Source organism: Paenibacillus sp. FSL R5-0923 (assembly GCF_038009145.1).
Taxonomy (GTDB): Bacteria; Bacillota; Bacilli; order Paenibacillales; family Paenibacillaceae; genus Paenibacillus_AQ.
This window is the reverse complement of sequence record NZ_JBBPAT010000001.1, coordinates 1,456,552-1,476,726: the sequence shown is the minus strand read 5'-3', so window position 1 is coordinate 1,476,726 and position 20,175 is coordinate 1,456,552. Positions and strand designations below refer to the sequence as shown.

The following is a 20,175-nucleotide window of genomic DNA, read 5'->3' as shown; positions in this document are numbered from 1 at the left end:
GATTTAAATACTATTTTGGTGTACCTTTGGGACATATCCTAAAAGACGTATTTCAATAAAAGGTTACGTTCCCCCTGTACCTACAGGATTTTCGGAATTCGTACTTGTGTTAGCTGTGCCATTATTCTCTGGACTGCTATCCGTGGGGACAGGCGTCGCTGTAGCTCCAACTTCTCCGCTATGGGTAGGCTTCTCAGTGGCCTCCTCATCGCCTATAACAGGTTCAGAGCTTGGCTCAGGAGTAATTACACTACCCGTGTCTGGATGAGGCGTAGGCACCGGCGTTGCAGGTGACAGCAACTGTACAGTTACCGTAAGAGGCACGCTTGAATTAGCCAGTGCGATGAATTTAGGCAGTGATACCCGTAAAGAAACCTCGTGAGTCCCGGCAGTCAGGCCAGTCACATCAGCCACAACACCTATATCGTCTTTATTTAGTTGATTTAGCAAAGTAGGTGCACCTGTTAAGGTAAGGGCTATATCCTTGCTCGTTGGATTAACAATACTTCCTTCAAACTCATCACCGACACCCTGTAACTTGATGGGTACCGCTTCAACCGTCCGTTCAGCAATTTCTGAGATCGTTAATGAAACGTTCACGGTTTCAGGCATTACTTTCTCAGTTCCTGCCGGAGGTTTCAGTTCTACCTTCAGCTGCTTCGTTCCTGCAGAATCTATAGCGCTAAGATCGACACTTGCTTCATAGGTAGATAATGCAGCTAACGCATTGGCTTGACCATATACCACGACTGATTCCAGCTCAGGCGTTACATTTGATAAGACGAGAGAACCCGGAAGTTGTCCGGTAAAGCCGATATCCAGCGGTAAGCTCTTAAAAGGCAAGGTAATTGGCAATTCCACCGAAACGGTAGCCGGCTCAATGACGGCATCCTTCACTTCTTTTCCTTCATTATCATAAGCATGCAGCTTCAATTTTTTCTCTTTAAAGGTTTCGTTCTCGCCATTTAGCTCAATAGTGCCTTGTACCTTCACCACTTTGCTTAACTCATTATCTGGCAGCGTAACCTCAACAGTATCCGTAGGCTGCAAGACTGGGGTACCTAATTGATACCCCGCTGCTGGTTCTCCCTTGGTAACCAATGTTATGGGAAAAGACTTTGTATTTCGCAGCTCTACATGTACATTGACCTCTTTAGGAGTCATTCTGACAAGAGTTACACCTCTAGGTAATGAATATGAGAGTGGCAACGTATTATCTCCAGGCTCAACCTTACTTAGATCAAGGGTCACTTTATAGTCGTCCGAGAACTGAAAAGAGATATCCGAGTTCTTCCCCTTAACCTCCATACTCACACTATCTACATCCTTGTATTCCAGTACAAATTTATCTTTATCTAGACCGATCTCTTCGATCTTTACATTCTCAATAATCTTCGATTTAGTATCGACCGTGGTCTGTCCAACAGGCGCAGTGTCGATACGAACCATAGTAAACAGTATGATCCCAAATGCAAGGGCTAGAATCTTATTGAAATTGTTATTGTTCATCCACTTATCCATGATTTTTGTCCCCCTTCCGTTTCCAGAAAGTTGAACCTTTCTCCTTCAGCGATGAACTTACACTCAGCTCTTGATGGAGCTTCGAAATCATTGATTCTTCCTTAATGTCCCTTACAATTTGACCATTGATGGCCAGAGAAATCTGTCCTGTCTCCTCCGAGACAATGACAGACACCGAGTCCGCAACCTCACTAATCCCGATAGCCGCGCGATGTCTTGTCCCCAGTTCCTTGCTAATAAAAGGGTTCTCGGACAAAGGTAAATAACATGCAGCCGCGGCGATCTGATTCCCCTGCATAATAAGGGCTCCGTCATGCAGAGGGGTGTTAGGTATAAAGATGTTAATCAGCAACTCAGAGCTGACTAAAGAACGCATGGCGATACCCGATTCCGTATATTCATTAAGGCCTGTCTCTCGCTCGAATACGATTAATGCCCCTATTTTTCTATGTGATAAATAATTTACGGCTTTAATCACTTCGCCAATTAATTTACTGAGTTCTTCATCACTTTCCCCAGCCCGTCCGAAAAATTTACCTCGTCCAAGCTGCTCCAGTCCCCTTCGTAGTTCCGGCTGAAAGATGATAAAGACCGCCAGCACCCCGAATGTAAACATTTGATTCATTAGCCATTTGAGCGTATAGAGGTCTAGCATGGTACTCACAGCCCAAATCAAAACCAGGACCAGAATCCCCTTCAGCAGCTGAATCGCTCGAGTTCCGCGGACCATATTAAGCACTTTATAAATAATGTAGCTGACGATCAGTATATCAATAATATCTTTAATGGAATCTTTCCATGTTAAGTCTGTAAAATAACTCATTGCCTAAAACCCCCGTCATTTCATATTAGCTGGGTTTATGTAAAATGTCTGTTAGATCTGTATCAATATCTAGGTTATAACGTTCGGGCTCCAGTTGCAAGTTTAGCCCCTCACCCATTTTCTAATTTTTCTAAATTTAGGCAACAAAAAAGCGCCATCTTTCCGGAAAAAGAGGCGCAAAATAATATTCCAGCTCAAGGTAACCACTGTCGCTTTCTTTAACGGTAGGCAACTTCAGAGAACATGTTCGTCACTTTATACCAGAGCCAACTTACCGCTTGGTCTATGCTTTTGACTTGCCCAGAAATATGAGCTGTTGAAGCCTGATACAAAGAACCGTCAATGACTGTTACGTTGCCGTTCACTTCCCCATATACCTGTGCTTTACCATTCTCTATGGTAAGGTCACCGGTAATAATCTTGCCGGAAGGTACGATTACAGTATCCCCTTTGATAACCACTTGATCCAGATCTGCACCTCTAACTACAAGTTGTCTATCTGGACTCCAAAAAGTTACGGAACTCATCAGCATTACGACAAGAAACAGAGATGCCGCTGTAAGTGCAGGGTGTCTCTTGATCCAGGTAACAAAAGCATTTTCTTTCTTGGTCTTTGGCAATGAACTCATTATCCGGCTCACAAGATCATCTGAGGCAACAGGATTCTGATGCATTAGGGAGAACATCAACATATCTGTCTGTTCTAATTCTTTAAACTTTGCACGGCAATCTGGACAGGATAGAAGATGCTCCTTCAACTCCCTCTGCTGCTGATCGGGCAAGTCGTCATCCAAGTAGTCGTGCATCATAGAGACGGCCAGTTTGCATTCCATAGGAGCCAATCCTTTCATGAGTGCTATTTAATTATCCTAAGACAAAGGGTCAGGACACATAAGACTTGCTTAACTTACATACGTCGCTCTCCCAAAGATGTTTCATAAAAAAAATCTATTTTTACATTTTCGGGCCTAATTTTTTACGTAAAAATTCACGACCTCGGTGTACACGCGTCTTAATCGTGGTTACAGGCATGTCGAGCACGTCACTTATTTCCTGAAGCGACAAATCCTGCAGGTATCTAAGAATCATCACAGACCTGTATTTCACAGGCAGACTGTCAATGGCCTCATAGATTAGCCCCTGTGTCTCAGAGAGCAGTAATTCGGTCTCAGGTGTTACATTATCACTTGGAATCAACGAATAGCCGTCAAGGCCCTCCTGATCGTTCATATCTGCATCGAGCGAATAGGTTGGTTTCCGTTTGCGTAATCTATCAATACAGAGGTTCGTACCAATCCGATAAATCCAGGTAGAGAACTTCTGTTTATCATCATACCGATCCAAGTTTCTATACACACGCAAAAAGGTCTCCTGAACTATATCCTCCGCCTCATGGCGATTGTTCAGCATCCGGTACGCCAAATGATATATTTTGTCTTTATATAGTTCCACAAGCTCGGCAAATGCCCTTTGGTCGCCTTTTAAGGCGAGCTTTGTCAATCTGCCTTCCAAATTCTCCACCTGTTAACTCCCCCAGACTTGCCGCCCTTGGTATTTATTTTCAAATATCCACGGTACAAGCAATTAAATCGTAATTCAAGTTTGTGTAAAAATCAAGGATTGTATTGTAACCTTCTCTGTAAACTGAGTTAAAAACTGGACAACTTGGTATAGGTGATTAAGTGCAGCTTCGAGAAATATTTGGACTTCCGGTCGCTGTTATTGTCAGATTTCCTGATTTAAACCGCTACTTGCGGTAGAAATCTGACAATAAAGGCGATCGCTAACGCTCCTACAGTTCCAAACATTCTCTACGCTACTCCATCACCTGAATAATAAGTGCCACACTATTTACCTTCGCTTACATCTCGGTTACTTGGGTAGGGCCTGAAAGATCAATATTGGGCAAAGCACCACAATATTTTTCAGGACAAAAGAATCACTTCGCAGCACAATATTTAGTTTATGAGCAAAGTAGCTCGTATTAAGCAACAAAATCATCCCGTCGGTTGAATAGGCTTCTGTTAGTTTAAATTTGTCGTATATGGAGCAGACATTGTTATACTTTCGTCAGGGTTTTCGGTGATTTAGCAAGTAGGAACTCCAGTGTAGGTTGAGGATTACATTTTGATGGAACGAGTTATAGGGAAAACCACCCTATAACTTAGGTCACAGCTGTTTTATGAAAAAGTTATAAGGAATTTCTCCCTGTATATTGGACAAATTCAATTAATTACACCAAGTTCAGCTGATATAAAGGGAACAACTCCCTATATTTTATCGAAATGAGCTTGAAATACCGATTTACAGGTAATAATCCCCTTTAATTCAGCATTTTGACCCTGAAGCAGCACAAAAAGTCCGCCCCGATAAAGGGCGGACTTTTTGTGTTAAGACTATATCAGCCGGTATTCCGAAGACCAGCGGCAATGCCGTTGATGGTAAGCAATACTTCGCGAAGCAATTCGCTATCGTCTCCGTCAACTTCACGGAGCGCTCTAAGCTCGGATAGCAATTGAACCTGCAGGTAGCTAAGTGGATCAACGTAAGGATTGCGGAGTCTGATCGACTCCTGAATCACAGGGACGTTATCCAAGATATCCTGCTGGCCAGTAATCTTCAGGATCAACTCAGAGGTCAGTTTGAATTCATCTTCAATCTGGCCGAAGATCCGTTGACGCGCTTCCTCGTTCTTGCCCATGCTGGCGTATTCCTTAGCAATGATCAGGTCCGCTTTTGAAATAGCCATTTGCAGCGTATCTATCAGTGTAGTAAAGAATGAGAAGTTCTCATACATATGCTGCATTATCTTCAGATTCTCTTCCTTACCCTCATAGAAACTCTGCAGTCCGGTTCCAGCAGCATACCACGCTGGAAGCAAATAACGGCTTTGTGTCCACGCAAATACCCACGGAATTGCACGCAAGTCTTCAAAGCGGTCACTGTTCTTCCGTTTGGAAGGGCGTGAACCAATATTAAGCTCTCCAACCTCAGGCAGAGGTGTAGATTCTTTGAAATAAGTCAGGAAGTCCGGATCACGGAATATCAAATCCTGATATTTGTGAAGCGAAACTTCAGAGATACGGGCAACAATCTCTTCCCACTTCTCTTCATATAAATCCGCTTGTGGAATTCTCGCATTGATCGCTGCAGTCACAAGCGCAGATGTTGCTTGCTCTAGACTGCGGTAAGCAATCCCTTGCATCGAATAACGGGAGGAGATAACTTCTCCCTGCTCGGTGATCTTAATGCCGCCGCCAATCGTCGAGGCTGGCTGAGCCAGAATGCTGCGGTTAAGCGGCATGCCGCCACGGCCGAGCGCTCCACCACGACCGTGGAAGAACTTCAGCTTGATTCCGAACTTATCGGCTGTAGCTGTAATCTCTTTCAGAGCAACACGCAGTTCATAGTTAGCGGTAACCACGCCGCCATCTTTGTTACTATCTGAATATCCAAGCATGATTTCCTGCAAATCATTCATTGCTCTTACTGCATCGCGGTAGATAGGCATGCTGAGCAATCTATTCATAATTTGTGGTGCTTCATGCAAATCATCAATCGTTTCAAAAAGTGGCACAGCTTGCAGCGTACATACGACTGTACCGTCATTATCTTTGCGGAATAGTCCTACCTCTTTGGAGAAGACCATAACCTCCAGAATATCGCTTGCCGCTTCTGCCATACTGATCAAATAACTAGTGATACATTGTTTGCCGTACTCTTCTTGCGAAGCGAAGATCGTCCGGTACACTGCAAGACATTCCTCTGTACCCTCACTATACGTCTGATAAGAAGAAGTGATTGGACGTGGATCATTCAACAGCTTCTCCAGTAGCTCAATCTTCTCATCTTCAGACAGTTTGGAGTAATCCGGCGTAATGTTCATTTTCGCCAGAATTTCAGTCATAGCATTCTCATGTTCTTGACTGTGCTGACGCACATCAAGTGTCGCCGTATGGAAACCGAACAGCTCCACTTGGCGGATCAATTTCTTAATGTAAGTGTCGGCCACATAATCGGCATAGTGATGCCGTAAGCTGCGGTCAATCACGTTCAAATCATCGATAAACTCTTCAGGTGTAGAATAACGCTCAAGAGTATCTTTTTTCTCATCATCCAGAACATTTTGTGTCTTGGAGATCATATAGCTGAGCTTAATACGGTAAGGTTCATTATCATTGCGCCATTCTTCCATCTTGCCAAGATTAATGATCTCACGATCAGCTTCAATGGATTCTACTAGCTCAGGCGTCACCTTAACAATACTTGTGCTAAAGCTTAGATATTTCATGAGTTCACGCATAATCCGTTGATATTCCCGAATCGCCAGCTTACGCTGCATGCGCAAAGTCTGTGAAGTAACTGTAGAAGTTACCGAAGGGTTACCGTCACGGTCTCCACCAATCCATGAGCCAAAACGTAAGTAGGTTGGTACATGCCAATTCTGCCCTGGGTAGTATTTACTGAGACAACGTTCAAGTTCTTGATAAACATCGGGCAATACATGGAAGATCGTCTCATGGAAATAGTACATCCCATTACGTACTTCATCGAGTACGGTAGGCTTACGGTCACGCAGTTCATCCGTTTGCCATAGCGTAATCACTTCATTTAATAGCTTCTCACGGAGCTGTTCACGCTCCCGGAAGGTTAAGGTAGGGTTATCCAGACCCATAACATCATCAGATATCCGCTTATGAATATCGAGAATAGCACGGCGCATAGCTTCCGTTGGATGTGCCGTCATTACAAGTTCCAGAGATAATCCTGCAATAATCTCGTTAACTTCCTCATGAGAGAAATCACGTTCACGAAGCTCTTTAATCGCACTTTCTATAGAACCGGGTTGGACTGTCTCCCCAGCTGAACGTTCATAGTCACGTTTGCGGCGAATCCGATGGTTCTGTTCGGCAATATTCACGAGCTGAAAATAAATAGCGAACGCTCTTATTACCTGATGACGGTTCTCTGGATCCAAAGAATTGATTAACTCCTTAAATTCACTGTGCAGTTCAGGTAAAAATAGTGAGCGCAGCGATTTACTGGTTTCGCGAATTTTCTCCACGATCTCTAGTAGTTCGTTACCGCCTTGGTGAACCAAGACCTCTCCTAAAATGTTCCCCAAGAACCGTACGTCCCGTCGCAGCAGATTGTTAGAGTTGCTTTTGCTGACGGTAGTCGTAAGTTCGGTCATGCTGCTCCCCCCATTCTCTTCCGGATCAATGTGTTAATTATTGTCTGTCTAAAAATCGCCTATTAAAGGTTTCCTCATATCATACAATAAAACTGCGTGAAAATCTCCAACTATTTTGCGCTGTAAAGCGACACAGTATCTAAGATTATACACCAATTTCTCAATTTATACAGTCCTTATATTTTATGTATTCTTTCTTATATATAATGGCTCTAGCATACCTTCATTATGTGTATTTAAATACGGAGCGTTCGAATCTGATCGATGAACAGGCCAATAAGAGGAGAATAATGACGATCGCGGTTATACGAATAATAAATATGTCTTTGAAAATTATAATCTGGAATGGTGCGCATTAGCAATCTTCCTCTGGCTACCTCATCCTCCACAGCAAGACGCGATATAAACGAAACGTACTTTCCACTCATAAGCGATTGCTTTATGGCCTCCAGTGAATCCAGTAGAATATAGGTCCTCGGTTCATTCCCCTCACGCTCAAACCATTTATCCGTCAGTTGGCGTGTACTCGACTCCTTGTCATGTAATATAAAACTTGCTGAAGCAATCATAGCCGGGTTTAGATTAGAAAATGAGGCAAATTCATGAGATGGCGAAAAAACAAGCACGAGCTCGTCCTCACACAAGGCTTGAGTATGCAGATCTGGTAGATAAAAAGATTCTGTAGACAAAATACCAAGGTCAATCTCATGGCTAGCCAGCATTTCTTTGATTACAGGGGAAGGCTTAACCGATAAAGAGATCGTAATCCCCGGATGTTGTTCTCCAAACAGCCCCAATATTTTCGGAAGAATATAAGTAGCTGGAACGTAACTGGCACCAATCTTAAGCGTTCCTCGCCCCGCCTGACTGAACTCTTTTACAACCCGCTCCGCTTCTGCAGCAAGTGCATTGATTTTAGTCGCATAATGAAGAAACGCTTTTCCACTCTCCGTAAGAATCATTTTATCCATTCTGGATTCAAATAACTTCTCCCCCAATTGCTGCTCTAAATTCTTCAAATGGTACGTAACGGTGGGCTGCTTCAGTCCGAGTTTATCGGCTACTGTAGTTATTTTCTTATGTTTATTTAACAGTTCTACGATCTCCAGCTTGATTAAATTAAGGTTCATTATCATCCACTCCTCGCCTATTCACTAAACGGTAACATAGAAGAATTCTATGAATGTTAAAATAAATCGGCAAAAAAGTTAATATCACAGTTACATTCAGCAAATATAGCGGGAATTCTTTACCTTTACACTAAGAACAAGCTTAAGAACAGGCAGGTAGATAGAGATGAAGGAAATTACAATCCACAGATTGGAAAAGAAATTCGGAGATGTGCATGCCTTGAAGGCTGCAGATCTGAAGATTCCCGCTGGAAGCTTTACGACATTACTCGGTCCTTCAGGTTGTGGAAAGACGACACTACTCCGTCTGATTGCTGGGCTAGAAACACCGGATGCTGGAGAAATCCTAATGGATGACGAGTTTATTTTCTCAGGTAACAAAAAAATTAGTCGCCCCATCCATAGCCGCAACTTTGGCATGGTCTTTCAAGATTTCGCGCTCTGGCCGCATTTAACTGTCTTCGAGAATGTCGCCTTCGGACTTCGTGCCTCTAAGCAGAAAAAGGATTTACGGATTAGGGTTCAGCAAGCCCTTCGATCCGTAAAACTAGAAGGACTCGAGCTACGCTTTCCCCATCAGCTATCCGGTGGACAACAGCAACGGGTTGCTTTTGCCAGAGCTGTAGTTACTAGACCCCAACTCGTATTGTTCGACGAGCCGTTAAGTGCACTGGATGCAGTCTTGCGAGATGAAATGAGGCTGGAGTTAACCTCCTTGGTGAGGAACATGGGTATTACCGCTCTATATGTCACCCATGATCAAACCGAGGCGATGTCTATGTCAGATGAAGTGGTCGTGATGCAAGGTGGAACTATTTTACAAACAGGTTCTCCTGAGGAGATTTATCAGAAACCCAATCATCCTTTTGTAGCTCATTTTATTGGAAAATCCAACTGGATCGTTCCCGATAAGCAAATGCTTCGTCCGGAACATTTACGTTGGTCTCAGGAGAATGCTTCCTCTCTCCCTTTTACGGGGACGATTCGACATGTGAGCTATATGGGTGATCGCTATGAGGTCATTCTAGAAATGGAGAACCAAACCGCTTGGACCGCTTATCATGATCAACGTCTACCTGTTGGAGAGTCGATCCAGGTCTACGCTTCAGAGCACCAGATCCATCATCTGAATTAAGCGTCCACTGCATGGAATAGCTCGTATGATGCTGTTCCATGCAGCAAGATGCAAAAAATATTAGGGAGGCATTCACATTGAAATCAATGAATAACACTAAAGGACTTAGTACACTTCTTCTAACAACTATAATCGGAGCGAGTCTAGCCGGCTGTAGCTCTACTAACACTCCTGCTGCTAACGCAAGCAATCCGACTTCAACCGCTAACACTACAACTCAAACTGAAGCACCACAACCCACAGAGAAAGCTCTGAGTGGCAGTCTTGTCGTCTACAGCGCAGGCCCTGAAGGTCTAGCCAATAAAATTAAAGACGGCTTTGAAGCCAAAACCGGTGTGAAGGTGGAAATGTTCCAAGGCACTACTGGAAAAATATTAGCCCGTATGGAAGCAGAAAAGTCCAATCCAGTAGTCGATGTTGTTGTTCTCGCCTCCCTTCCGTCCATGCAAGGGATGAAGAATGATGGTTTATTGCTTCCATATAAAGAGGCGGTTAATGCAGATAAGCTCGTTAGCGATTGGTCAGACACAGCAGATGGCAATTATTTTAGCTATAGCGCATCCGCACTGGGGATTGTCTACAATACTAAAAAAGTAAGCACACCTCCGACTTCATGGGATGATCTCACTAAAGCGGAATGGAAAGGAACCGTCAATATTCCAGATCCTTCGCTATCTGGCTCGGCTCTAGATTTCGTAACTGGATATTTAAGCGCTAAAGGGGACAGCGGTTGGGATCTTTTTAAACAATACAAAAGCAATGGTGTAGCGATGGCGGGCGCCAACCAGGAGGCACTTGATCCGGTTATTACCGGTGCTAAATCCGTCGTTGCCTCAGGTGTAGATTACATGGCTTATAAGGCAAAAGCTGATGGAGAGCCTGTAGATATCGTCTACCCTGCTGAAGGAACAGTGATCAGCCCTCGCCCGGCTGCGATTATTAAGACAAGTCCGAATGTAGATAATGCCAAGGCTTTTATCGACTATCTTCTATCTGATGAAGCACAAGCGCTAGTTGCTAAAGCCTACTTATTGCCAGGTAGAACCGATGTGAAAGCAGAGAATCGTGCGAATCTCGATGAAATTAAGACATTTGATGTGAAATGGGAATGGATGAACGAACATAGTGATGAAGTTTCCTCGACCTTCACACAAATTTTTAAATAAGCGTAATGAATATTAACTCTTTACGCTCATTTAAATGGGTGAGCGGCGGACTTGCTTTATTTATACTGACAGTGCTCGTACTGCTGCCACTCCTGCTCATTTTTTGGACCAGTATCTATCCCAATGAGCAGCTGGATATAGCCGCGCCACTACGAACCATTATGGGTAGTGATGATCTGGTTGAGGTACTGCTGAATTCTATCGGGCTCGGGGTAAGCGTTATTCTACTAACTACGCTATTTGCACTACCTCTGGCCTGGATTATGGCTAAAACGGACTTAGGGCATCATAATTGGCTTGATGTTGTGCTACTAATCCCTTTTATGACTCCGCCATACATTGGTTCAATGGGTTGGATGTTATTTATGCAGACGGGTGGGTATATGGAACAGTTTCTGCCCGCTTCCTCCGTGCTGACTCCGTATTTCTTTAGTTATGGAGGGATGGTGCTGATCATGAGCCTGCATTTATTCCCCTTCCTGTATTTACTGCTGCGTAATGCGCTTTTGCAGATCGGGGGCAATCTGGAGGAAGCAGCCTCTGTTCATGGTGCTCCGTTCTTTTACAGATTTAAAAGAGTAATCATTCCCTTGCTATTATCCAGCTATGGGCTTGGAGCTCTTCTCATCTTCGTCAAAACGATTGCCGAATTTGGTACCCCTGCGACCTTTGGTCGTAGGATCGGCTTTTACGTTCTGACCTCTGAGATCCATAAGTATATCTCTAGTTGGCCAATAGATTTTGGAAAGGCTACTTCACTAGCTTCCTTGCTGCTCGGGGTTTGTCTCGTCATGTGGTACATCCAGACTCTAATTAGCAGCCGCTTCTCATATCGCTTAATAGGCGGAAAAGGGACTCGTACCAAACGTTATAAAAGTACGGGGATCATAGGGGTTCTTAGTTGGGGGTATGTTGTTCTATTACTTCTAGCATCTATCGGCATTCCTTATTTTTCAATCATAACAGCCTCATTATTGAAGCTGCGAGGAGAAGGCGTATCTTGGAGCAATTTAACCTTAAAACATTATGCAGAGCTGCTATTACCGGGTTCTCAAGGTCTTGAGGCCTTATTAAATAGCTTCACATTAGCCATCGTTGCTTCCAGTATCGCAGTTATTCTTGGGACTTGGTTTGCCTTAACTGTAGGAAAAGGAGCTACATTCAAGCAGAAAATTACAGATCTATTCAGCCTACTTCCCAACACAGTTCCTGGAATTGTAATTGTAGTAGGGCTAATCCTGCTATGGAATGCTCGCTGGATGCCTATTCCGCTCTATAATACCTACTGGATGGTTGTGCTTACCTACGTTGTACTATTCATTCCCTACACTGTTCAGTATGTAAAAGCGAGCTATGGGCAGATCGATTCTTCCCTTATGCAAGCGGGACAAGTATTCGGAGGAAGCAAGCTTTATGTGTTCCGCCGTATCCTGCTCCCACTCATTCTACCGGGGATGGTGGCTGGATGGATGATGACCTTCACCATTTCCAATCGGGAACTGGTAGCCTCCTTACTCATTCTTCCACCTTCAATGCAGACATCGGCGACCTATATTTTTGCCCAGTTTGAACAAGGTGCTGTAGCGATGGGGATGGCCATGGCAGTAATCTCTGTCGGCGTTACCACTATATTACTACTAGTATTAGAATATTTAAGCCCAGATAGAAAGCGGAGACAACGATGAGCACACTAACCATTTGGGGAGGGGCCGGAGAGCATGGCCGTTCCTCCTATCTTTTGCAGGACAAAGATGGGCAATCTGGTATTCTACTCGATTGTGGTGTCAAAAAAGAAGGTCCAGGTGAATACCCCCTGCTTGATACAGACATCATCCCACATTTGCAGGCAGTGTTTCTGTCCCATGCGCATGAGGATCATTCCATAGCACTTCCTCTACTATATAAGTACGGATATTCAGGTAAGGTATGGACAACGAAAGCTACCGTTAAACAGCTTCCCGATTATTTCGAAGCATGGGATAAATACGTGGCTGCTCAGTCCGCATCATTACCTTATGGAGAAATAGATAAGCAATCTATCCAGTTCATGTATTTGGAGGAGCATATCCCCCCTCAGACTTGGCTGAGGATTGCACCTAATCTTCGAGTACAATGGGGGCGAAGCGGACATTTAGCAGGTTCGGTTTGGCTGATCCTCGAATGGGACGGAACAGTCGTATTTTTCTCAGGGGATTATACGAAGGAGTCGCTGCTGCTCATGGCAGATTCACCAACGATTATGGAAGCCGAAACAAAAGATGTCGTAGATCTATCCATTATCGATGCCGCCTACGGCGCGGATCCTGATGAGCAGCTTGTAAAGTTACAGCAATTAGAGTCAGCGATCTGTAACACTCTGCAAAAAGGGGGTTCAATCCTCCTTCCGGTGCCTATCCATGGCAGAAGCCAGGAATTGATCGTATGGGCAAGCGAGTGCTTCCCGGATGATCAGCTGATCGTCGAAGAAGAGCTCATAGCTCCTTTAAGAGGTTTGAGCGATAAGACCGAATGGCTGAAAGAGGGCGCTATTCAGCGCGTTGATATGCTTTTTAATAGAAAGAACTTGTGCATTGTATCTAATTCAGAGGAACGTGCAAAGGCATTGTTGAATCTCAAGAGCTCAATCGTGTTTACCAATGACGGAATGATGCAGTCGGCAAAAGCACAAGAGTATTTTCATCAGCTCTCTGCTTCTCCTAAGAACCATGTGATTTTCACGGGACATTTGGCGGCAGGCAGTTTCGGGCACCGTCTCGTTAAACATTCTATGGTAGAAGAATCTAGCGACACGAGATGTACAATCTCACTCATTCGCTATAAAGTCCACCAAGGCTTACCGGATATTCGGGAAATGCTACGAACGGTTCCCAGCCGCCGGTCGGTGCTCGTTCATGCTCCCAAATCGCATATTGATCATGTCACTTCTATATTAGAAGGAGAAGGTTTTGCAGGGCTGTACTCTTTGCTGCCTGGAAGTACGCTTTCGTTCTGAAGCTTAACTATGTAATCTCATAAAAAACAATGGGGCTCTTCCTTAGGTCTATTCAGACGTTTTGGAACAGCCCTTTTTTTATGATTTAAACCTATTATCCATTTACTCTTTCGTCGTCCCCGGGCGATCCTTAAAAGCTAACTCAAACAACCCCGTCGCAGATAAACCTGCAAAGCCCCCAGCCCAAAGGCGAAGGACAATATCCAGATCGGTAAAAGGATACGCTGCCGCTCCGATGAGCAAGCCTATCAATAGTCCGATGACAGGGACTGCATTACGCGGGATGTTGATACTATTTTTGACCAATTGAACAAGTGCCAGTACGAATACTGCTAAGATAGAGGCGAATGCCATAACATCATCTAAAATCTCTCTAGTTTCCATGATAGATACCTCCTTAGTGAGTACTTGTAATCTCAACCGTCCTAGTGGCGGAATCATAACCCACCTGTGCACCTAGCGCTTCTGCAATAATACGAACGGGAACGTAGGTGATGCCTTTTTCAAGCACTCCATCTGCAACCTTAACCCCGTTAACCTTTACAACGGCAATAATATCACTCTTCAATTCTTCTTCCTCCTTCCTATTGATGACCTTATACGCTGACTCCACTGCGGATATTGAGGGCTTTGCCCCTGCACGTAACTGTGTGAGTGTTAACCCAAACGCCATTTGAAAATGTGGATAGTCTTTAAAGCTCGTCCAATCGCCTCCCCATTCGAATCCAAGTGCCTTGGCCTCTTTTACAACCTCCTGCCAATCTGCGATCTGGTTGTTATTGTCGTCCCGGCGCATATCCCATGACACACTCGATCCATTCTGCAGCAAAAGAGCAAAATCTACGGCTAGTCCAAAATTGTGGTAGCTATACCCGCCACGCGCATTGGTAACAATCGCTCCAGGTTTAGTGCGACCTTGTGCGTAAAGAGCATCCTGCTCGGCAATTGTGCGAAGTCCTTGCGTAATGAGAATGGGGATGTTGAGTTTGTAACAACGTTCGATTAGAGCAGTAGCAGCGGAACGGACTACGGGGTGTAGACCTGTTAGGCGTGAGGCTGATTTATTTTTCACCTGCATTAGTGTCAGCATGATGATCCTCTTTTCTGTCTTTCTTTTTCAGATAAATAAATTGGTCATATTTCCCGGAACGTGTCATTAAAGCCAATATAATAATGCCGACTGTTGTTCCGAATTGAGCAATAGCCCAGCTATAGTTCAGCCAAATTAGCCGTGCTGCCGAGTCCGCTCCTAGTAGAGCTACCAAACGGAATAGTAGAATGATTAACATATTGAATGTATAGGCCATTAAGAAAAAAAGCATAGCCAGCATAAACACGCTGACCACACCTTTTTTGAATCGTTCGTAAAAATATTGTCTGTGGCGATAAATGATGTATATTCCACAGGCTGCAGCAGTGCTATATAGCACCAATAATAAAAAATCAATCATGTGCATCATGATCCCCTCGATCATAAACTAAATATTTGGCGAATCGGTTACGATCAATCTCCTCCTGAATTTCCTGCGAGACATTTTTATAATGACTTATGGTCAGCGTAACGCTGGTAGAGGCTCTGCGGAGCTCCATCTCTTTATCAACATGCCGGGGGAGAAGCAGCCGCCGAATCCATTGTGACAGCATTCCTAACTCCCCCTGTCTTCCGTATGGTCAATCTTCAGTTTCTTTAAGACGTCCAGTGTCGGCTGCATAAACTCCGAGCGCTCCTTGTCCAGAATCGCTTGCAGACGATCCCGATCCTCCTCTGCACGATCCAGCAGTTCTCGCGGTACAAGGTTCCCTTTGACAATCGCACGCAATAATACCATGAGCACAATCATCAAAATAAACGCAACAATATAAGCCAGCCCATACTTATCCGCCAGCGGCAGCAGCTTCTCCAATTGCGCAATATCCCCCTCTTTCATTCGTCCGCTCCTTTCTGTAATGATGTTGATGCAAAATAGCCCCCGGCACCACCGAGGGCACAAAAAAACACGCTCCTGTGTGGATGCGTGCTAATTATTTAGCTGATGAAGCTTGCTCAGTCGAATCATTTTCAGCAAAATGAATATCTGATCGTTTCTGGATAATCTGATCCTTAACCAAAATCTCATTATCCGGCTGCATGTTATAGGAAGAAATGATATCCTCTATCGGACCTTCCTCACGATCATAACGAGTGATACAGGCATTAGTCATCAGCCGGATTTTGGCGGCTGTTAATGAATCCATTGTCATGATTACAACTCACCTCCTTTTGGGTTTATATGCTGAGTAATTCAGCCATAATGACTTCGACGTCTTGTAGCCGATTCTGCAAAGCTGTATTCTCTGTGCGTAGTTGTTCGATTTCGCTTAATTCTGGCGGTTTGTTGGCTTCGGCTTCTAGGTAGGCTTCCCATGCAGCTTCGAGCTCTGCTTCCGTTGGTTGCGGTGAGTCTAGGTTCCAGGTGGCGATGTATGGGCCGCGTTCAATAATGTCGTAGTCTACGCCTTCGACTAGTCGATTAAAATCCACTGCATAACGATAGTGTACCCCTTCTATTAACTTGGATTCATCTTCTTCTAATGGGCGGATCTCGTAGCGTATGTGACCATCTACGCCTTCGCGTAATACAGGTTCAGGACCGTCATCCCGCACCATAAAGTCATGCACTGGGTCAGATTTTGGGTGCATGTGCATAATTGCTGCTGATATGTTCATTATAATTCCTCCATTACGCAATTTGAGATACCTTGAATCTTGAATATATAGAATCAGTCGTTATGCTTTTATCTATAGAATTATGATGCTGCACATAGGCTTCAAGTTTGTCTCCGGCATTTATAAGGAGCATAGCAGTTAAAGATAGCTGTATGTCGCCACCAGAGTTCACTGGTATACCATAAGTACCTATTTCTCTGTTTGTTCCGTTTCTATAAATTTGGAGGTAATGAGAAGTTAGTGCTTCCGGCGAACTAACTACAATAGAACATTCAATTAGATAAAGCCCTGATTTCGCTGCTGTAAACATACTCGTCGAAGGGTTATATTCACCGAGATTGTCGTAATACTCAGTTTGGAAATTAATCTTTGTTAAAATAGCTTTCGGAACCACTTGATTAGTAGATGGTATGGCAGAAAAGGCACTTCGTTTTGAAAATGTATTATCTCCCCAAGGGTTAAGAACTCCACTAGTGATGATACCATTTAATGAGCCTTCGGAAGTTATTCCTGATGGCTGTGAGCCATATTTATAGATTGAACCGCCATGACTAGCGTAAAGACCCACGCCATTCGCTTGCCCCGTGTTATCGAGTGATGTAACAATCGAAGCACTTCCGACTATTATTCCAAAGTTTCGTCCAGATACCGAAGAATTTCTAATGTCTGCGTTTTGACCTGCAATATTAATGCCCGGATAATTAGCGGTAGTTTCACAGGAGCAATTTTTAATGTCGATGTTTCCGCCGTCATACGCATTAAAACCCATTGAGGTTGTGGTATTAGCAGAAAAACCGTCTATAACAATACGATTGCACCGTTCAGCCACGAAGGAGCGGATAGTTACAGAAGTACCCATAAATTGAACATGACCACCGCCTACTTTGCCGCTTATTCTCACATCTTCGGCATAGGTTCCAGATGCAACATTTATAGATGCAGTATGATTAACAACTTGAGGAATCATGCCGATAGCCCTATTGATTGTTTTAAATGCCCCTGCTGCCGTATTAGCTGAACCGTTGTTTGTATCGTTCCCATCCGTCCGCACATAGAAAGTAATATCAGCCGTCGTCTGCTGCGGTGTAGTAACCAAAGGCGCCTTACCATTCAACTGCCCCTGAATCCCACTAGTCACCCCATCCAAATACCCAAACTCTGCGTTCGAGACCACGCCAGTCCCAATCTTCGAAGCATCAATCCCAGCCGCAGAATTAACGTCTGCATTTACAATCACTCCAGCCGCAATAGCCGTAACTCCATCACCATTACTAGTAACATCCCCCGTGTGATTAGGATGCACATAATTATTCGCTCCCGCAGCAATCCCCGCCAGCTTAGTTTTCTCAGCTGCGGTGTAATCGTTGGTCGACAGCTGTTTGCCAGTAACTTTATCGACCTTGCTAGTAACGGCATTATCCAAGATGTCCATATTCCCATTTAAATCGGCAATATCAACGATATCTGTTCCCTCGGGCTTCTTTAATCCCAAATTTCCTGTGGTTTGCATGTGTCACTCTCCTATCTATAAGTTCTTAATTCGTTCCATGTCTTACTGTGAGCATTCTCCCAGGTCAAAACCTTAACGGAGTCCCACCACGTATAGCTGAACACAAATTCATAAGCTAAATGTGCGGGTTTAATCTCTTCGATGATTTGAATCAACCCTGCCATATTCGGAGGTATGCCCAGTGTACTCACAAAATGAATCTCAAAACGGTACTCATCAGGCACTTCCTTAACTTCAACCACTCCACCCGAAAAGGCGGACGCCGTCCGCTGGATCATCTCCGGCGTTGTCGTCCCGTTTCCACGCAGCTTCGCTTTAATCATCTCTCGGCGTGTGGCATATGACTTGGATAAATCGACATTTAGTCCAAGCTCAGCCTCCCAACGTCCAAGACTTACCGTTGCCGTTTCAACAAACGCCTGATCCAGTACATCTATAGTGCCTACCTTCAGTCCACCAATTTCTAGCCCGATGGTCTCCTGAAGCTTCTCCATTTCACGGACATCCTTATAATAATCCGGCAAATACTGCATTAGATCAGGCGCCTCGACTTCACCCGGATGGCTCGAATCTTTATCTGCGGAATATTGCAATTCGCTGTATAAAGAGCTGCCGTAACTCATCCTCTACACCCCCTTCAGTTGATTCCAGGTTAGGGGCCCTTTGGGCAAATAATCATGTGTATGCGCCGCCGGAGGGAATACCGCTGGTTTACCCGCTACACCCGCCCAAGCTACACTATCCGCTTGTTGCGCGAAATCCACCTTGCCATTGTTATTCGTATCGTAAATGCTTTTCAGCATATCTCCGGTACTCTGCGCGGCTACCAGTAAGACATTACCAGCAGCAGAACCAATGTACAGCTTGCCACTGTCTGTACAATAGCCAAGCTCACCAATAGCCAGTGCTCCAATCGCACTTTCCAATCCGCGGCGTATTTGAATCAATGTCTTTAAAGCCATTGTCCCGCCCCCTAGAATGTTCCGCCATCAATACTGGCTACAGTAAGTCTATTGCCATTCGCTGCATCGTAAACGATACTGCTTCCATCCACACTTACGGCTACACCAGCCGAGTCCACGGTGATCCCTTTTCCAGCCGTCACCGCAATCGCGTCTGCAGTAACCGTGATCCCATTACCTGCACCAATATTCAGCGTCACAGCATCGGCTTGACCGCCGCCGATCAGCCCGTTACCAGCGGTAATAGTCTGTAACGCACCACCTGTGCGCACCCATGCGCTACCGTTCCAGCTATAAATCTTCTGCTCATCATCGACGTAAGCGGTCCAGCCTACAGCCGGAACATAAAATACCCAAGCGGCAGATTGATATTCAACGATTTGATTGGTTTTCCCCGCCCATGCCCCGGTTGCTCCCGCTGGAATAATGTATCGGTCACCCTCAACCGGACTGGCAGGTGGAGCCAGCAGGTTCTGATCTTTTACCGACGCTTGCGGTTCGATGTTATGCTTGGCCAACTCAATTTCATTTTTAATCTTTTGCGCTGACCACAAATCTGTAATCGTAGTCCCGGCATCATTGATCGTCCGGTGCTTGGTCACATCGTCAATGTGAGTCTTGATCTCAGCGGCAGTCTTTACATTCGTGCCATCTGATACTTTATTGATATGTCCCGCACTAATATCCGCTTTAAGCACCTTCGCGTAGGTTGCTCCATCAGCGATATCATCAATTGTACCTGTCAGATCGCTAAGCTTCTGCGCGTTCACCCGCCGCCAAGCTGCCCCATCATCAAAATACAAATATCCGCTATTCGTACCCGTAGTCACGTAATACAAACGGCCAACGGCTCCTGCAACCGGACGCGAAGCTTCTGGCCCGGACAACGCCCTTCCGACCATGGAATTAGACGTGCCGTCACCAATATAAACTTCCTTAGTATCACTGCAAAAACCAAGCTCACCCGCCTTCAACACGCCATAACTCGTTAGCTCAGCCTTTGTTCCCCGCTTTATTTGTATAGTCTGTGCCATT

21 protein-coding genes are annotated in these 20,175 nt (G+C 44.7%); 4 read left to right on the top strand and 17 right to left on the bottom strand.

All coding sequences use genetic code 11. The annotated features are described in order from the left end of the window. Nucleotides 1-63 precede the first annotated feature (63 nt). The 6 genes from MKX35_RS06645 to MKX35_RS06620 form a co-directional block, all read right to left on the bottom strand. Nucleotides 64-1,521, bottom strand: a complete 1,458-nt coding sequence (locus MKX35_RS06645) for a CdaR family protein (protein WP_081383085.1) — start codon at nucleotides 1,519-1,521, stop codon at nucleotides 64-66. Then, nucleotides 1,514-2,344, bottom strand: a complete 831-nt coding sequence (cdaA, locus tag MKX35_RS06640) for a diadenylate cyclase CdaA (protein WP_042192076.1) — start codon at nucleotides 2,342-2,344, stop codon at nucleotides 1,514-1,516. Before cdaA ends, MKX35_RS06645 begins: the two co-directional genes overlap by 8 nt. A 218-nt stretch (nucleotides 2,345-2,562) precedes the next feature. Next, a complete protein-coding gene (locus MKX35_RS06635; protein ID WP_042192079.1) occupies nucleotides 2,563-3,177 on the bottom strand; it encodes a zf-HC2 domain-containing protein in 615 nt (204 codons plus the stop codon). A 121-nt stretch (nucleotides 3,178-3,298) separates the two neighbouring features. Further along, nucleotides 3,299-3,865: an RNA polymerase sigma factor SigW gene (gene sigW / locus MKX35_RS06630; protein WP_042192081.1), complete on the bottom strand. Its 567-nt coding sequence runs from the start codon at nucleotides 3,863-3,865 to the stop codon at nucleotides 3,299-3,301. 880 nt (nucleotides 3,866-4,745) lie between these two features. Then, nucleotides 4,746-7,538: a phosphoenolpyruvate carboxylase gene (gene ppc / locus MKX35_RS06625; RefSeq protein ID WP_076285561.1), complete on the bottom strand. Its 2,793-nt coding sequence runs from the start codon at nucleotides 7,536-7,538 to the stop codon at nucleotides 4,746-4,748. 236 nt (nucleotides 7,539-7,774) lie between these two features. Then, nucleotides 7,775-8,668, bottom strand: a complete 894-nt coding sequence (locus MKX35_RS06620; RefSeq protein ID WP_042192084.1) for a LysR family transcriptional regulator — start codon at nucleotides 8,666-8,668, stop codon at nucleotides 7,775-7,777. Nucleotides 8,669-8,834: 166 nt separating this feature from the next. Between MKX35_RS06620 and MKX35_RS06615 the strand changes: the two genes are divergently transcribed. The 4 genes from MKX35_RS06615 (at nucleotide 8,835) to MKX35_RS06600 (ending at nucleotide 13,961) form a co-directional block, all read left to right on the top strand. Then, complete coding sequence (locus MKX35_RS06615; RefSeq protein ID WP_076285562.1) at nucleotides 8,835-9,803, top strand: ABC transporter ATP-binding protein; 969 nt, start codon at nucleotides 8,835-8,837, stop codon at nucleotides 9,801-9,803. 86 nt (nucleotides 9,804-9,889) lie between these two features. After that, nucleotides 9,890-10,969 (top strand): ABC transporter substrate-binding protein, encoded by a 1,080-nt coding sequence (locus tag MKX35_RS06610; protein ID WP_076301022.1) that lies wholly within the window; start codon nucleotides 9,890-9,892, stop codon nucleotides 10,967-10,969. Nucleotides 10,970-10,974: 5 nt separating this feature from the next. After that, on the top strand, nucleotides 10,975-12,654 hold the full coding sequence (locus MKX35_RS06605; protein WP_076301006.1) for an ABC transporter permease: 1,680 nt from the start codon (nucleotides 10,975-10,977) through the stop codon (nucleotides 12,652-12,654). After that, on the top strand, nucleotides 12,651-13,961 hold the full coding sequence (locus tag MKX35_RS06600; RefSeq protein ID WP_076301005.1) for an MBL fold metallo-hydrolase: 1,311 nt from the start codon (nucleotides 12,651-12,653) through the stop codon (nucleotides 13,959-13,961). The genes MKX35_RS06605 and MKX35_RS06600 overlap by 4 nt, the downstream gene beginning before the upstream one ends. A 102-nt stretch (nucleotides 13,962-14,063) precedes the next feature. Here the strand turns inward: MKX35_RS06600 and MKX35_RS06595 are convergent, their stop codons facing one another. The 11 genes from MKX35_RS06595 to MKX35_RS06545 form a co-directional block, all read right to left on the bottom strand. After that, the gene (locus tag MKX35_RS06595; protein ID WP_076301004.1) at nucleotides 14,064-14,345 is read right to left on the bottom strand and encodes a holin; all 282 of its coding nucleotides are present in this window, start codon (nucleotides 14,343-14,345) and stop codon (nucleotides 14,064-14,066) included. A 13-nt stretch (nucleotides 14,346-14,358) separates the two neighbouring features. After that, entirely contained in the window at nucleotides 14,359-15,051 is a 693-nt protein-coding gene (locus MKX35_RS06590) for a M15 family metallopeptidase (RefSeq protein ID WP_076301003.1), read from the bottom strand. After that, on the bottom strand, nucleotides 15,023-15,412 hold the full coding sequence (locus tag MKX35_RS06585) for a hypothetical protein (RefSeq protein ID WP_076301002.1): 390 nt from the start codon (nucleotides 15,410-15,412) through the stop codon (nucleotides 15,023-15,025). The genes MKX35_RS06590 and MKX35_RS06585 overlap by 29 nt, the downstream gene beginning before the upstream one ends. After that, entirely contained in the window at nucleotides 15,405-15,605 is a 201-nt protein-coding gene (locus MKX35_RS06580) for a hypothetical protein (RefSeq protein WP_036681274.1), read from the bottom strand. The genes MKX35_RS06585 and MKX35_RS06580 overlap by 8 nt, the downstream gene beginning before the upstream one ends. A 2-nt stretch (nucleotides 15,606-15,607) precedes the next feature. Further along, complete coding sequence (locus MKX35_RS06575) at nucleotides 15,608-15,889, bottom strand: hypothetical protein (RefSeq protein WP_076301001.1); 282 nt, start codon at nucleotides 15,887-15,889, stop codon at nucleotides 15,608-15,610. A gap of 94 nt (nucleotides 15,890-15,983) precedes the next feature. After that, a complete protein-coding gene (locus tag MKX35_RS06570) occupies nucleotides 15,984-16,202 on the bottom strand; it encodes a hypothetical protein (RefSeq protein WP_076301000.1) in 219 nt (72 codons plus the stop codon). A 25-nt stretch (nucleotides 16,203-16,227) separates the two neighbouring features. Then, complete coding sequence (locus tag MKX35_RS06565) at nucleotides 16,228-16,647, bottom strand: XkdW family protein (RefSeq protein WP_443189892.1); 420 nt, start codon at nucleotides 16,645-16,647, stop codon at nucleotides 16,228-16,230. A 34-nt stretch (nucleotides 16,648-16,681) separates the two neighbouring features. After that, nucleotides 16,682-18,178, bottom strand: a complete 1,497-nt coding sequence (locus tag MKX35_RS06560; protein ID WP_076300998.1) for a C1q-like domain-containing protein — start codon at nucleotides 18,176-18,178, stop codon at nucleotides 16,682-16,684. A gap of 11 nt (nucleotides 18,179-18,189) precedes the next feature. Then, nucleotides 18,190-18,801 carry a putative phage tail protein gene (locus tag MKX35_RS06555; RefSeq protein ID WP_076300997.1) on the bottom strand — a complete coding sequence of 204 codons (612 nt, stop codon included), beginning with the start codon at nucleotides 18,799-18,801 and terminating at the stop codon, nucleotides 18,190-18,192. A 3-nt stretch (nucleotides 18,802-18,804) separates the two neighbouring features. Further along, on the bottom strand, nucleotides 18,805-19,140 hold the full coding sequence (locus MKX35_RS06550; protein ID WP_076300996.1) for a hyaluronate lyase N-terminal domain-containing protein: 336 nt from the start codon (nucleotides 19,138-19,140) through the stop codon (nucleotides 18,805-18,807). A gap of 11 nt (nucleotides 19,141-19,151) precedes the next feature. Continuing rightward, nucleotides 19,152-20,174 carry a DUF2793 domain-containing protein gene (locus MKX35_RS06545; protein ID WP_076300995.1) on the bottom strand — a complete coding sequence of 341 codons (1,023 nt, stop codon included), beginning with the start codon at nucleotides 20,172-20,174 and terminating at the stop codon, nucleotides 19,152-19,154. Nucleotide 20,175: the final 1 nt, after the last annotated feature.

Coding starts and splice junctions, on each gene's coding strand:
- ppc (WP_076285561.1), bottom strand. CDS start 7,538: ATGACCGAACTTACGACTACCGTCAGCAAAAGCAACTCTAACAATCTG.
- cdaA (WP_042192076.1), bottom strand. CDS start 2,344: ATGAGTTATTTTACAGACTTAACATGGAAAGATTCCATTAAAGATATT.
- MKX35_RS06615 (WP_076285562.1), top strand. CDS start 8,835: ATGAAGGAAATTACAATCCACAGATTGGAAAAGAAATTCGGAGATGTG.
- MKX35_RS06560 (WP_076300998.1), bottom strand. CDS start 18,178: ATGCAAACCACAGGAAATTTGGGATTAAAGAAGCCCGAGGGAACAGAT.
- MKX35_RS06590 (WP_076301003.1), bottom strand. CDS start 15,051: ATGCTGACACTAATGCAGGTGAAAAATAAATCAGCCTCACGCCTAACA.
- MKX35_RS06550 (WP_076300996.1), bottom strand. CDS start 19,140: ATGGCTTTAAAGACATTGATTCAAATACGCCGCGGATTGGAAAGTGCG.
- MKX35_RS06545 (WP_076300995.1), bottom strand. CDS start 20,174: ATGGCACAGACTATACAAATAAAGCGGGGAACAAAGGCTGAGCTAACG.
- MKX35_RS06580 (WP_036681274.1), bottom strand. CDS start 15,605: ATGCTGTCACAATGGATTCGGCGGCTGCTTCTCCCCCGGCATGTTGAT.
- MKX35_RS06565 (WP_443189892.1), bottom strand. CDS start 16,647: ATGCACATGCACCCAAAATCTGACCCAGTGCATGACTTTATGGTGCGG.
- MKX35_RS06575 (WP_076301001.1), bottom strand. CDS start 15,889: ATGAAAGAGGGGGATATTGCGCAATTGGAGAAGCTGCTGCCGCTGGCG.
- MKX35_RS06620 (WP_042192084.1), bottom strand. CDS start 8,668: ATGAACCTTAATTTAATCAAGCTGGAGATCGTAGAACTGTTAAATAAA.
- MKX35_RS06645 (WP_081383085.1), bottom strand. CDS start 1,521: ATGGATAAGTGGATGAACAATAACAATTTCAATAAGATTCTAGCCCTT.
- MKX35_RS06605 (WP_076301006.1), top strand. CDS start 10,975: ATGAATATTAACTCTTTACGCTCATTTAAATGGGTGAGCGGCGGACTT.
- MKX35_RS06610 (WP_076301022.1), top strand. CDS start 9,890: ATGAATAACACTAAAGGACTTAGTACACTTCTTCTAACAACTATAATC.
- MKX35_RS06595 (WP_076301004.1), bottom strand. CDS start 14,345: ATGGAAACTAGAGAGATTTTAGATGATGTTATGGCATTCGCCTCTATC.
- MKX35_RS06585 (WP_076301002.1), bottom strand. CDS start 15,412: ATGATTGATTTTTTATTATTGGTGCTATATAGCACTGCTGCAGCCTGT.
- MKX35_RS06600 (WP_076301005.1), top strand. CDS start 12,651: ATGAGCACACTAACCATTTGGGGAGGGGCCGGAGAGCATGGCCGTTCC.
- MKX35_RS06635 (WP_042192079.1), bottom strand. CDS start 3,177: ATGGAATGCAAACTGGCCGTCTCTATGATGCACGACTACTTGGATGAC.
- MKX35_RS06570 (WP_076301000.1), bottom strand. CDS start 16,202: ATGACAATGGATTCATTAACAGCCGCCAAAATCCGGCTGATGACTAAT.
- MKX35_RS06555 (WP_076300997.1), bottom strand. CDS start 18,801: ATGAGTTACGGCAGCTCTTTATACAGCGAATTGCAATATTCCGCAGAT.